This is a genomic window from Prevotella sp. S7 MS 2, assembly GCF_000762865.1.
Lineage (GTDB): Bacteria > Bacteroidota > Bacteroidia > Bacteroidales > Bacteroidaceae > Prevotella.
In genome coordinates, this window is record NZ_JRPT01000050.1 from 1 (window position 1) to 13841 (window position 13841).

The window sequence follows — 13841 nt, forward strand, 5'->3', positions numbered from 1 at the left end:
AAATTGTACAAACAATAGATTGTCCGTATTATCGTCAGTCCTATCTGTTGTTAGTTGTTACGCCTTGCGTCCAAAGAGCCTGAGTATGCCGTATTCTTGTCGTGCCTATACTCTCTACGGCAGCCCAGCCCTGCAAGGTTGGGAGAGATGAATACGACCGCATGGATATAGAAAATGGCAATACCACCTTGAAACAGAGAAATCCTGCGGTGGAGATTCTTCTCTCCATCCGCAGGACTCGACCTTGTCAGGGCAGACAGGCTGCCGTTGTACCTTTGCACGATAAGAAACGGCATCAGGAACTTTGCGTGCGCCGCCTTTGCCTACAACGCCTTCAGGCTTGCTTCCTCCGTCAGTCTGACCGTTGGCAGATTGTTGCTCTCGATGAGCAGCACTATCGTGCCTGTCAGTTCGGTGTAAAGACGGCCGTATTGCTCGTCAGAAGCCAATGTGTCCGTCAAACCGAACTTGTCGAATGTGGCTTGAACAGCCTTGTTCGACAACAGTATAGGTACGAGTTTCTCTGGGAGCGGTGCAGGAAGTTCCCTTTCAAACTCGTTTTCCAACACGGATATAAGCGTATCGTACTTGGAAAAGTGCAAGCCTTGATACAATGCCTCGCTTGCCATGCTCTCCGCTTCAATGTGTGTAAAGCCTTGTGCTACAGCATCGCAGTAAACTGTGAGAGCCATATCTGCCCGTGCAGTGATAAACTCCGTATCTTGCAACTTTTCGGGGTGATGCTCACTCATGTAACTTCTTAACTTCAATCGGAAGTAGGAAAGTTCCTTTTTGTTCTTCTGTTTCATTGTTTTTCTTGTTAAAAAGTTGGACTTCTTTTTTTTGAATCATTCATTACGGCTGTTACATCCCAATTATGGGACTTGACTTTTTCGGTGTTCTTGACGGACACAGCCGTAAGGCTTTACGCAGTACCCTTGTATGCTCACTACCCATCAGGGGTTGCATTTCCTTGGCAATCTTGCTCTTGGTCACCCGTGCATAAATCTCGGTCGTGGAGATGAAGCGATGCCCCAGCATCTTGCTCACCGTCTCTATCGGAAGTCCGTTCTCCAGACAGATGGTCGTGGCAAAGGTGTGCCGTGCGATGTGCGAGGTCGCTTGAGTATGCGGTGGCAGTCCTGCCTTAATACATATCTCCTGAATAGTTCTATTGAAATTACTGTTGCTGGGAAACTCTCGAAAGAAAAGCCCCTCCCTTCGTCCGTGGCTCACAATGGCGAGTATTTTCTCGGCAACGGGCAGCAACGGGACAATACTTCTGTTCTGTGTCTTTGTTCGACAGAGCGATATGTACCTACGCCCATCCCCGAATGTATAAACATCGTCCATTCGGAGTTTCTTTAAGTCTGAGAATGCCAGCCCCGTGAAACATCCCAAGAGGAAAATAAGTCTGCAATGGTTATCTGTCGAGCGGTGCGGACGGTAAGCCAAGAGTTTTTGCAGGTCGTCCGCCGTAAGTGCATTGCGCTCGTAGGTAGGCGTTTCTATGTCTATGAGTTCAAAAGGGTCTTCACGAACGTATCGCTCCTGCAATGCCTTGCGAATGACCTGATGCAAGTGGCGTAGGCGGTTGCCGACACTGCTTTCCTTGTTTCCCAAGTCCCGAAGCATAAAAAGGCGATAGTCCTCAAGCAAAGTCTTGTCCACCTCTGTGGGCATACAGTCTGCCCTGTCCCTTACTTGCAGGAAATGAACAAAACTCTTGTAGCTGTCCTTAAAAGCCCTGACAGTTGCCTTGCTTAATGTTCTGCCCTGCAATTCCTCCTTGTATTCACAAACGGATTGATATAGCTCCGTAAGTGTTGGCATGGGGCGACTTTGCTGCATATAACGCTCCTTGAGGTATTCCGCCGTGATATAGTTTTCTTCCCTTAATGTACGTTCATAGAGTGAATGCAAGCACTCTTCTATTGAGTTCAGTTGCAGATTGATGCCGCTTGAATTACCTGTTGTCGCCTTGATGCACCCTTTTCGGGCAAGCCACTCGTCGGGGGAAGTTTGCAACTGCGTGGAAAACGATGAGGACGTTCCATTACAGGTGATACGGCAACGGATTACGCATAGTCCGTCTTCATTGGTCTTGCTTCTATCTATGTAGAATAGTATGGCAAATGTACTTTTCATTGTTCTGCGGTTTTAGTTGGTCAGTTGATAATGTGCGAGTTGTGGAAGTATTTTCTCTATGTCCAGAAAGACACGCTCGGGAGATGTCTCCGCATACACTTGCGTGGTTTTGATTTGACTGTGTCCGAGCATTTTGGAAACGCTCTCAATGGACACGCCCTCCGACAGTGTCATCTGAGATGCGAAGGTATGCCGTGCCATGTGATAGGTCAGCGTTTTCTGAATACCGCAAAGCCGTGCTATCTTTTTGAGGTGTATGTTTACCGTGTCGCATCCGGGTATGGGCAGCAGATACCCCTTGGGCGGTTCGTGTCGGAAAGCCCTCGTGTGAATGCCCCGATAACGCTCGATAATGGCAGTGGCTTCGGGAAGTAGGGGGATGTGGCACACGTTGCCCGTCTTTATTCTCGGCTTGCGTATCCAAGTCATTCCCGCTTCGTGAAAGACGTGCTGCTCCGTCAAGTGATACACGTCGGTATAGGAAAGCCCCGTCAGGCAGGAGAAAAGGAACATATCCCTCGACACTTTTTCATAGCCTTGCAATTTATCTTCTCCCAAGGCTGCGATAAGACCTACCTCCTCCCTTGTGATGTAACGTGGAGTACCCACTTCCCAACGAATGGAATGGTTGATGAAGGGATAGGTGTCAATGATGTGCCGTTTATGCAGGTCTTTGAGCAAGGAAGCCAGCATGGAGAGATAGCCAGCCGAAGTGTTGAGCTTGAATCCCTTTTCTTTGGCGAAGTAGTCCTCCAAGTCTTTGATAAAGGCGATGTCGGCTTTCTGCACGGGAATATCCTCCACACGGTAGCGATACCTGACGAAGTTTGCCAGATGCTTGTGAAAGAGCAACAGGCATTTTAGTCTGCGTTCGCTGCGGTCTATGCCCACACGCTCACGGAAGCGGTCGATATACTCGTCTGTATGATGCAGCAGTCCTTGTGACTCACTGTTCAGTCCGAATACAAGCTCCCGTACTCGCTCTGCCGTGATGGGAGCATCGGATTTACCCGAAAGAGACTCATAAACCTTGTGTATGCTCACCTGAAGGCGGTCAAGTTCCTTGTTTACCGATACGGCTTCGGCACTCTTGCCCAGCAGTCGGTTTTTGCGACTGTCCCACAAACGAGGAGTACACGAGCATTTGCAACTGAACTGTACCATAGAGCGTCCTGCGCTGATGCGTCCCATGATGGGACTTTTTCCGTTTTTGTCCTGCGTACCTCTCTTGAGGTAGAAAAGCAGCTTGAATTTTTCTTTTTCCATTGTTTTTTACTTGCAAAATTACACTTCTTTGAGGAACTTTGAACGATGCAAAACATTGATAATGAAAGAGAAAACTCCGTTTTAGTTACCACTTTCAGCCGTCCTTTTCCTTTCATCGTTTTTCGAACGATTTGGTAACTGAACTCCCTCCTTTTCGCTCCCTTTTCTGCCTGTTTCCTATGATGCAACCCTAAGAAGAAACAAGCAATATCCGCTGTATTTCAGTCAGATATGAGTTTTATGCCATTTTCTGCTTTCTACTCCCATACTTCCGCATAGAACGAGGCAAGTTCGGGTACCTTGATGAAGGTTCTGAAACGTTCCTTCTGAATAATCTCATTGGTGATGGAAAACTCATAGTCGGTGGACTTCTTGGCAAAGACCGCAGCCCATGCGTCAAAACTGTTGATTCCCTGCTTTTCCAAGGCTTGCGGACGCAAGTATTTGAACAAAAGATAAAGTTCGGTCAAACTGTTGGAAATGGTTGTTCCCGAAAGGAAAGTTGCTCCCAAGTCCTTGCCCGACCGCTCCTGTATAGTGCGAATGGCAAAGAGCATATTCAGCGCACGCTGTGAGCCGTCAGGATTGCCCAAGCCCGACACTCTGTCGTGGCGGGTGTTAAACATCAAGTTCTTGAATTGATGGCTTTCATCTACAAAAAGGTGATCAATACCCATCATCTTGAAATCCACGGCATCGTCCTTGCGCTCAGCAATGCTGTCTTGAATGCCCTGCAACTTGGCTTCCAAGGTCTGCTTACGTTTTTCTAAGCCTTTGAGCATGGCACGGGATATGTCCGCTCCCTGCATACGGAGCACTTCAAGGTTTTCTTCTACCGAGTCTTTCTCTTTTTGTAAGATAGCCTCCTGTATCTCCAAAGCCTGCGGTATCATACCAAACTGCTCGTGCGTGAGGATAATACAGTCCCAATCATTATTCTTGATGTCGTTGAAGATGCGCTGGCGATTTTGCTTACTGAAGTCGTTCTTTCCCGGATAGAGTATCTTGGCATTGGGATACGCCTTGCGAAAAGTATCAGCAATATCGAATACATTTGCCTTCAGTCCGATAATCATCGGTTTATTAGCCAACCCCAACCGCTTCATCTCGTAGGCTGCCGTACACATGATAAGCGTCTTGCCCGCTCCAACCTCATGGTCGCAGATACCACCGCCGTTGGTCTTGAGCATCCATACGGCATCCTTCTGGCTCTTGTAAAGGTCATCAATGCCCAACCGTTTCAAGTCAAGGTCGGGAAAAGTCTGATGCGTGCCGTCAAAGTTTGGTCGCACAAAGCAATTGAAAAGGCGGTTGTAACGGTCGGATAACTGCTCCTTGAACGTGTCAGGTGTCCGTCCGAGCCAATCTACAAAGCCCTGTCTGATTTCCTCAATCTTGGCGTTCGCCATCTGTATGGCGTGTCCGTCCCGTACTTTAATGGTCTTGGTTTCTCCTGTGATCTTATCCGTCACCTCCTTACTCTTGTTGATGTCGGGAATGGTATTGTGAAGTGCGTGCTTCAGCAGGTTGATGCCGTCATAACGGCGAAATTCTCCCTGCACGGCATACTTGTGCCAGATATTGGCATTCTTTCGGTCACAGACAAGGGAATACTCGTCCATATTGGAATGGTAGGATACGCTAATATCCGTCCCGAAGAACTCCGAAGCAAACTTGCCATATACTTTGGCAGGTATCCATCGTTCACCGAGATTGAAGTCCAAATCGGCAAAGGGAATGGGCGTTGGTGTGGCGGCACGCAGGGCAGTCAGACTCTGTTTCGCTTCCTCATTCTCTGGATGATCCAAGAGCCACGACTCTATACGCTCCGCCTTTTCAATCACGTTGCCCGAAATGAACTTGTCGGCAACCTCATAGCTGTCTTCTTCGGGATTGTAGAAGATGCGTCCTTCCAAAGCGGAAAGCATATCACTTTCTTCCATATCGGGAAGCAGGGAACTCATATAATCAAGTTCCACCGTGCCGTATTTGTTGAGTGATGCGCCCAATGCCTCCATCGGGTCTGAAGCTATGGACAGTTCGGAGGTGGAAAAAGCCGTCGGATGGTCGAAGATGTCCGCCTTGATGTACCTGCCGTTCTCGGAGCGTTCCAAGAACAACATTTCCACTCCGGTGGCATCCATTTTGATGACATCGGTGTTTACTTTCTGGTTGAAGTACCCCCAACGACCTACATAGCCGTCATAAAGCCGATTGAGTTTCTCACGCTCTTCCTTGTCCTCTGCTTGGTTGTTCGCCTCATAATCATAGAGTCGGTGATAACTCTCCCTAATCTCTATGTATGCTTTCAGCCGTGAGAGCTGGGCAAAGGGCAGGTCCATCGGATTGAAGGTAGGATGTCGTTTCAAGTCAGACAGGAAGCCTACCTGCCCATTCTGTACGACTATCGAGCCGTCACGCAAATGTGAGTCGGGAGAAGAAAGGAAAGGACGCGGTGAAGCGTCAAACTCTTTCTTAACCTCTGCTATGGGCTGTGGCTTGCGAGGCTCGGTTTCCTCCATAAAGTCAAAGAGCGAGGGTTCTCTGATGGGAGCAGCTGCCGTTTTCTTGCTTCTGCGGGAACTGCTTGGCGTGCTTCTTGCTGGCTTGGACTGTCGGCTCGCAGAAAGCGGTTGGTTATCGCTGACCTTCTTTTGTTGAGTAGCCTCCTTGATTTCATTATTTACACGGGCTACATCTTGTGTCCAAAGACTATATTCCTCCGGGGTAAACAAGAACTGTTCCTTTGTCTCTGTCTCGATGGTGCTGTCCATAATGGGATGATGGTCTTCGTCAAAGAATACCGTCTGTCCGTTCATTTCACGTGGGGCTTCCACGTCCGTGCGAATTTCACGGCTTGCCTGCTCATATTGTCTTTGGAGAGTGATTACGGGAACGCCTTCTGGGGCTGGTTCGGTTTCAGTCTCTATTGTTGGAAGGACCTGTGCAGCTTGTGCTTCTTTTTTTGTCCCTGCTTCGTCTCTTGCTTCATCTCCCACTATCTTATTACCTTCTTCGACCTTCACTTGGGGCTGAGTGTCTTCCTGTACTGGTCTCAGGACTTCCTGACGACTTTCTTCCTTGCCTTGCTCTATGATGGGTTCTTTGGTGTATTGTCCCCTGACAATCTCTTCCAGTTCCGCAATCTCGTGCAATTTAGTGGGCTTGAAGTATAAGTCCCGCTCAATTCCCAAACCTCTGACCTTTACTTCTTCCATTTCTTTAAGGGACATATACCCAAGTTCCCAGCCGTAGCCCATCGTTACGGCACCAAAACCGATGCGTTCCTTGGGGTCGTATTCCAACATATAAACAGTGTAGGCTCCCATAGGGAAAAAGTAGCGAGCGTATGCCGTTCGGTCGCCGATGAGTTGTTTTTCCGTTGCGTAGAGTTTAGGGAGTTGCTTCTTGGTGCTGACGGGCATCAAATTGTAAGCATTTTCCTCTTCTTCCTCCTCTTTCTTTTCCTCCTTATCCTTGGATTCTTGTAACAGAGGTGTTTCTTCCGTTCTTATGCTTTCTTGCACTTTCTGCACCATCTTGTCCACGTGTACCTGCCATTCCTCCCCGGTCATGGGTATGCCTGTTTCGTAGAGTTTACGATCGAAACGCTGCTCCACTTCCAAAGAGAGCTGTGTACGCAGACTATCAGCCATATTCTCGATACCGCCGTCAAACGTATATTCCCAAGCGGGCTTGCCGTATGGATCTGTACCCATTTTTCTGTCTGTGGCAATCGTGCGGTGGGAAACATCCTTCCATTCGCCCTCGAAGAGGGAGTTGTGGTTGAACGCAATAGAAAAACCGTCGCCTTTGGGAACAGAGGCGGTTTGTACAAACAGCTGCTCGATGCCCTCACCAATTTCCTTGCCACTCTGCTTTTGCAGCACAATGAGGTCGCTGCCCACATCCGTACCTGAGTTCTCGGAGAACATACCCGACGGCAGGCGGATGGCAGAGATAAGCCGGCTGTTCTGCATGAGGTAACGGCGGATGGCTTCATTCTTGGGGCTGTCCAATACACCCTGCGAGGTAATAAATGTAAGAAGTCCGCCCTCTTTGATAGTGTCCAGCCCTTTCACAAAGAAATAATTGTGAATGGTTCTGGTGGATTCCCGTTTAAGGATATCCTCTCCCTTGCTATAACTACGGTCATAGATCATAAAGTCGCCAAAGGGGATGTTGCTGGTGATAAGGTCGTACTTGTCCTTCTCTTCCAATTCACCGATGGCTTCAAAGGGTTCTTGCCGAACAAAGATATTGTCCTTGCCGTAAGGATGCAGGGCTTGTGCGATGCGTGCCGTCAGTAGGTCTTTCTCCATGGCATCGACCATGCCTGCTTGTTTGGCAAAGGTTTCGGTAAAGGCTCCCATACCTGCTGAAGGATCCAAGCATCGTCTTACTTGCACATCGGTAGCACTAAGGGCATCGGCAATGGCGGAGACGATACGGGTGTCGGTATAGAAGGAGGTCAGTACGCTTGCCTTGATACTCTCCCAATAGCGTTTGGCGGTGTTAGCATCGATGGCATCACGGTATACCATCTGTTTGAGCCTTTGGGTAGGCGCGAACAGGTTTTGCTCCGATGCGCTCCAATAGCGGAGGTCATCGGGATTATCACATCGGTTCAAGACGCATTTCAGACCACCGAAACCTTGATAGCCTCTGAGCAGGACTTTTTCGGCTTCGGTGGCTTCACGGCGTTCTTTCTCTAATCGAAGGATTACACGGATGGCTTCCGTATTGCCCTCCAAGACTGCTTTCTTATTGTATGCCATAATTTTTCTATTTTAAGATGGAGAGGGAAAATTAGTCGGGAAATCATTTCTGACGTATAGTTTTTTTACTATCTCCCAACTAATTTATTTCCTCTCCGAGTCTGTGGTAACTATCTCCCTCGTGCTTTTCCTTTCTTTCCCTCAAACTCAAAGGAGGTGGTGTGGTCTTCGCCCAGAACAAGACGTGCGTAGAACTTCTTCCCAGCCTTGCTCGTCAATCCTTTGAGGATGGGCGTTCGCCCGGTGGTTATCAAATCACGGATATTGTCTTCGGAAAGGAACGTGCCGCAGATTTCACGGAAGATGTGGAAGTCGCAGCCCTCGTGCCTGCATTTGGCAATCTTGGCATAGAAACCCACACTTTCATTGCCACATTTGGGGCAGCGGTAGGTGGGATAGGACTTCTGCATCGGTGGAGTAAGGGCAAGGAGTTCCTCGCAAATTGTCTCCACATAGGAGGTGATGCCTTGTGCGAACTTCTCGGATGGCATCTGTCCTGCCTCAATGGCGGCAAGGGTCAGTTCCCACGAGCCTGTCATCTCAGCATTGGCTATTCGTTTGTTCTTGACAATCTCATAGACTGCCAAGCCTTTCTCTGTCGGGACTACCGTTTTCTTTTCTCTTCGGATATAGTCGCGTAGAATCAGCGTTTCGATGATGTTGGCTCGGGTGGCAGGTGTACCGATTCCGCATTCTGCCAGTGCCTTTTTGCTCTCTACATCACTAACTTCTTTACCAGCATTCTCCATAGCAGAAAGCAAAGTAGCTTCGGTATAAAGTGGCTTCGGTTTGGTCTTGTGTTCGGTAATCTCTGAGGAGAGCAGTGGTAATAGTTCGTTCTCTGTCAGGTTAGGCAGGACGGATACAGTTTGTTCCTCATTCTCCTTACCTTTTTCATCGTTCGTGCCGGTACCTTGCTGTACGGCTTTCCAGCCCAAAGAAATGCTTCGACATGCCTTCCAAATGAAGGTGTTTGTACCGTCGGTCAATTCCACTTGCATCCGCTCCTCCTCTGAATCGGGAGAGAAGGCTTCGATGAAACGATGGACTACCATTTGGTAGATGGTCGTTTCATCTGCCGATAGTCCCGATGGTGTTTCACCCGTGGGGATAATGGCGTGGTGATCAGTTACCTTGCCGTTGTCCACCGAGTGGCGGTTAAGTGGAGTCGGAAGTGTTTCGCCAATTTTGCGAAGTAGGACGGGTACTTCCTCGAAGACGTCTTCGCTGATGTATCGGCTGCCTGTGCGGGGATAGGTCGTGATTTTCTTCTCATAGAGGCTCTGCGCTATTGAGAGGGTCTTATCTGCTGAAAAGCCGTGCTTTTTGTTGGCTTCCTTTTGTAGAGTGGTAAGGTCGTACAAGAGGGGTGGCGACGTATGTCCCACCTTTCTTGCGACCGAAGTCACGGTAAACCGGCTCTGTTCGCGAAGCAAAGCGAGAGCGGACTGTGCATCGGCTTCATTGTCAAATGCACTTCCGCTCACGGCTTTCAGCGATACGCCCTCTTTCTCTACTGCTACGGAGAGTTTCCAATATGGAACGGAAGAAAAATCACGATTTTCTATGTACCGACGGCAGACCATAGCGAGTGTAGGGGTTTGTACTCGTCCCAAAGAGTAACCGCCTTTGCGTGCGATGGACAGGGCACGGCTGGCATTGATGCCCACAAGCCAGTCGGCTTCGCTTCTTGCCTTGGCGGAGTGATAGAGATTGTCATACGCAGTTCCTGCCTTGAGATGGGCAAGCCCCTCACGGATGGCTTTATCCGTGAGGGAGGAAATCCAAAGTCTGTCAAAAGGCTTGTGGCAGTTCAAATAGTTGTAGATATATCGGAAGATGAGTTCACCTTCACGCCCGGCATCGGTGGCTACGATGATGCGGTCAGCCTTGTCAAAGCAACCACGAATGGCTTTGAGCTGCTTGAGGGCTGCGGGGTCGGACGTGTATTCCTTGTCCTTGCGCACTTGACGCACGATAAGCTGAAAGGGATTGGGACGGATGGGCAGGTCTTCGGCTTTATAGGCTGCAAAACCGTAGGCTTCGGGCATGGCGAGGGTGATGAGGTGTCCCTTCGCCCATGTTACCACATAACCGTTACCTTCTAAATGTCCGTCTTGTCTGGTATTAGCTCCTACAATACGGGCTATATCTCTGGCTACCGAGGGTTTCTCGGCAATAATACAAGTAATCATATTCGGGTATTATTTTAAGGGTTACATCTTACGTCCACGGTGCTGTTGTTTCTTCTCGTCCTGCTTCTGCTTTTGGGCGGCTGTGGGCTGTGTCTGCCTGGACTTTAACGGCTCGTTCACGTTCTTGGTGGCTTCGTTGGTCTTGCCGTCGTTATTCACGGCAACCTGTGTTTTGTGTTCTTCGGCTACGGCTACCACCTTTTCCTTGCCGGTCTCTTGCTTCTTGTCAGGATTCCACTTGTAGAAACGCGGGCGGTTCTGCTCCTTATCCATACGGACATAGGCATTGAAGGGTTGTCCTTCCTTGTCCACCATGTTCTTCAGATAAAGTGTGCGACCGCTGTCCAAGGCTTCACGCTGCTTGTCGGATAGTTCCAAGCCACAGAGTTTGTGTGGTGCGCCTTGTTGCTGAGAGTGCTGCTGGCGTTCCTTCAAGCCTTGCTTGTTCTCGAAGATAAACTCGATGCCTTTCTTCTCTGCATTGACTTGCAGAGTGGCATCAAAGGACTTGCCACTCTTGGCGGTCATACCTTCCACTTTCACGGCTTTGCCCTCTACAAGGTCTTTGTATTGTGCATCAGAAAGTGTAACGCCTTTGATTTCCTTGGGGATATTCACACGGTCGGCACGAAGGGCAATAAGTTCATTGGTCTGTGGGTCAATAGAAACGTATGCAGAGAAAGGTTCGGCGTTCTTGGGTGTTACCTCGATGGTCTTGCCCAGATTACCCGTAGTGAGGAGTTGCTCCTTTTCTTCGGGAGAGAACTTGTAGCCCATATAGGGAAAATCGAGCTGCGGCTCCTTTCTCAAAGGATGGATAGCCAGTCCAATGTTGCCTTCGTCGTCCGTGCGGAACGCAAGGCGGGCATCGGTATAGATGGTGGTGTCACCGATAGGAACAGCAATTGTGATGAGATTGCTCTTCTGCCAATTGAGCATTTTTGCCAACTCTCCGCTCTGCTCCAGCCGCTCACGGGTAAGCCCGAGAGTGTCGAGCTGCTTCCAATCAATCTTCGACTCGTCAATGGCGGTGGCATTCTTCTGCTTGGGCAGGAAGTCGTCAAAGCGCACCTGACTGTCTGCCAACAGCTGCTTATTCTCCGGCTTCTCACGGTTCTGAAGCATGGTATGGAGGGATGCCACACTTTGCTCCACGTTGTTAGCCACTACCTTGTAGAGTCCAAAACGGGATGGTTCGTTGAACTGTTTGAGGAAATTGGTCATGAAATTCTTCAACAAGCCGTCTTTGTTGTTGAATTTCAAAAAGGCTGCCTGATGCACGTCCTTGGCTTCGGTTGTTTGGAGCTTTCCTTTGTCGTCAATACCTGAAACCACGGAGAGTTTTCCCATTTCGTTAGCATTCTTCACTTCCGTGCGGTCTTCCAATACCAGCACATAGTTGTCATTGTTGTTTGATTCCATAAATCATTGTTTTTAAGATGAATAAATCATTATCGAACAGCAAAATTAAAGCAATAATATTATAGATTTTGAATTAAAGAAAAGGAGGGAACTCGTGAGAAAAGAAAGGAAATCTTCCATTATTGAGTGATGCGTTTTATAAGAAATCACTATTTTTAGGTATTGTGGAGAAATGTCATTATTTCTAACTTTGCAGCATCTAAAAAAAGTTTATGACAAAGGATAAATATCATATACAAAGAGTTTCTGAATTGAAACAGCATAGTAGCGCATCATTCATCATAGAATGTTGCGCTTTTTTTGTGAACAAAACTAATCATTGTTCATTTTTGAAAAAAAAATAGAACAAATACTTTTTGCAAAAGAATAATGGACTTTAATAGTAATCATGAGTAATAAAAATATTCTTCACAATTTCCTATTGGTGCTAATTTTCTCATTCACTTGGCAGAACATGTTAGCTCAAAAAATCGTTTATGGGCAAATTATGGATGAGCAAACTCACCTGCCGTTAGATGGAGCTTCTATTATTTTAGAAAACTCTAATATCGGCACAATTTCAAATCATGCAGGTGTGTTTAGAATGGAACTTCCTTCAAAAAGCAGCAAGCGGATCATAGTTCAATATGTAGGATATAAAAGTCGTAACATACTACTCAATAAAAAATCATACATCAATGACAGCATTTGCTGTAATGTGGAATTGCAGCCATTAAACAATATCCTATCTGATGTCGTAGTGTTGGGAAAAAGCAAGGCGCAAAAGCATCGTGAAGTTCCATCTGCAGTCACCATTATAGACAGTCAGTCTCTTAAATACAAGACTGCAACCTTAAACGAAATTCTTGACAATGCTGCAGGTATCAAAGTGGCTCAACAAGGCGGACTAGGTAATGCTTCACGTATCATCGTACAAGGGATGGACGGTAAGCGTGTCGGTATCTTTATCAATGGTATGCCTATGGGAAATTCCGATGAATTTCAACTCAGCAGCATACCTCTTGATATGGTAGATGAAGTGGAGATATACAAAGGCATCATCCCGGCATGGCTGGGAGGTGACGGATTAGGTGGCGCCGTGAACATCCGACTGAAAGACTTCAACAAAAATCATTTGGAAACGGCATTTGAGGTAGCATCATACAATACATATATCGGCAGTCTGCAACTGAAGCAATATATTGGCAAGACCTCGACAGCTTTCCATGCCGGTGCCACGATGAACTATGCTAAAAACAATTATAGTTTTTCTTCTCCTTTTGAATTGGGACGTATCATCCACCGTGACCATGATGCGTACACACATGGAGGTTTCAACGTGGGTGTGAGCAGCCAACAATTATGGTTCGACCGATTTGACATCACATTGAGTGCCGACTACTATCGCAAAGAGATACAAGGGGGATTGATGAACGTGCAAAATAATATTCAGCATGCCTTTACGCGGACACGTTCTGCCAATGCGGCACTGAGTCTTGAGAAAAGTTTCTTAAACGGTAAACTCACCGCACAACTACATTCCATTGTTGGTCTTAGTCTCGTCAATCAAGTAGATACTTCACATTATTGTTACGATTTCATAGGTAACAGATTCCCAAGCGGTTCAGGACGCGGAGAGATTGGCTCTGTTCCAAACGATTCACATGACAGGCATACTACCATTCGTGAATTACTCAACCTGACTTATAAGATTGGCGATACTCAATTTATTACATGGAACACCAATTACCGCTATGGGAGAAAGAAGCCAAAAGACGAACTTGCCGACCAATACTCACGTCTGCCTACAAGCGGATACCCAAGTACGGTACACGCCATAGTATCCGGATTGTCTCATAAATTGAATCTAAACAGTGGTAAATTTACCAACGAAATAGGAGTAAAACTTTTTAATCACCACTCGGAAGTCCTTCCGTTTGCCGAAGCAATCATGTTGCAAGACAAACTTAGAACATCGACCAACCACAGTACGATGATTGGCTGGAGCGAAGCAATGGCATTCCATCTACTTCCCAATAATGCCTTGACACTT

Annotated in this window: 8 protein-coding genes; 1 reads left to right on the plus strand and 7 read right to left on the minus strand. The window is 47.6% G+C overall.

Translation table 11 applies throughout. The features are described from left to right. Window positions 1–50: 50 nt before the first annotated feature. The 7 genes from HMPREF0671_RS12295 to HMPREF0671_RS08830 form a co-directional block, all read right to left on the minus strand. The gene (locus HMPREF0671_RS12295) at window positions 51–296 is read right to left on the minus strand and encodes a hypothetical protein (RefSeq protein WP_118264313.1); all 246 of its coding nucleotides are present in this window, start codon (window positions 294–296) and stop codon (window positions 51–53) included. 27 nt (window positions 297–323) lie between these two features. Beyond that, on the minus strand, window positions 324–809 hold the full coding sequence (locus HMPREF0671_RS08805; protein WP_004359020.1) for a DUF1896 domain-containing protein: 486 nt from the start codon (window positions 807–809) through the stop codon (window positions 324–326). A 55-nt stretch (window positions 810–864) separates the two neighbouring features. Continuing rightward, window positions 865–2148, minus strand: coding sequence for a site-specific integrase (locus HMPREF0671_RS08810; protein ID WP_036899626.1), 1284 nt, complete (start codon window positions 2146–2148; stop codon window positions 865–867). A 12-nt stretch (window positions 2149–2160) separates the two neighbouring features. Beyond that, window positions 2161–3414, minus strand: a complete 1254-nt coding sequence (locus HMPREF0671_RS08815) for a site-specific integrase (RefSeq protein WP_004359018.1) — start codon at window positions 3412–3414, stop codon at window positions 2161–2163. 257 nt (window positions 3415–3671) lie between these two features. Beyond that, complete coding sequence (locus HMPREF0671_RS08820) at window positions 3672–8192, minus strand: DUF2958 domain-containing protein (protein ID WP_036899629.1); 4521 nt, start codon at window positions 8190–8192, stop codon at window positions 3672–3674. A gap of 110 nt (window positions 8193–8302) precedes the next feature. Further along, window positions 8303–10387 (minus strand): type IA DNA topoisomerase, encoded by a 2085-nt coding sequence (gene topB, locus HMPREF0671_RS08825; RefSeq protein WP_036863984.1) that lies wholly within the window; start codon window positions 10385–10387, stop codon window positions 8303–8305. Between the two features lie 21 nt (window positions 10388–10408). Beyond that, window positions 10409–11809 (minus strand): DUF4099 domain-containing protein, encoded by a 1401-nt coding sequence (locus tag HMPREF0671_RS08830; RefSeq protein ID WP_036863981.1) that lies wholly within the window; start codon window positions 11807–11809, stop codon window positions 10409–10411. Window positions 11810–12197: 388 nt separating this feature from the next. Here HMPREF0671_RS08830 and HMPREF0671_RS08835 point away from each other — a divergent pair. Continuing rightward, a partial coding sequence (locus HMPREF0671_RS08835) for a TonB-dependent receptor (protein ID WP_036899633.1) occupies window positions 12198–13841 on the plus strand: 1644 nt, incomplete at its 3' end.

Coding starts and splice junctions, on each gene's coding strand:
- HMPREF0671_RS12295 (WP_118264313.1), bottom strand. CDS start 296: ATGCCGTTTCTTATCGTGCAAAGGTACAACGGCAGCCTGTCTGCCCTG.
- topB (WP_036863984.1), bottom strand. CDS start 10,387: ATGATTACTTGTATTATTGCCGAGAAACCCTCGGTAGCCAGAGATATA.
- HMPREF0671_RS08830 (WP_036863981.1), bottom strand. CDS start 11,809: ATGGAATCAAACAACAATGACAACTATGTGCTGGTATTGGAAGACCGC.
- HMPREF0671_RS08815 (WP_004359018.1), bottom strand. CDS start 3,414: ATGGAAAAAGAAAAATTCAAGCTGCTTTTCTACCTCAAGAGAGGTACG.
- HMPREF0671_RS08810 (WP_036899626.1), bottom strand. CDS start 2,148: ATGAAAAGTACATTTGCCATACTATTCTACATAGATAGAAGCAAGACC.
- HMPREF0671_RS08820 (WP_036899629.1), bottom strand. CDS start 8,192: ATGGCATACAATAAGAAAGCAGTCTTGGAGGGCAATACGGAAGCCATC.
- HMPREF0671_RS08805 (WP_004359020.1), bottom strand. CDS start 809: ATGAAACAGAAGAACAAAAAGGAACTTTCCTACTTCCGATTGAAGTTA.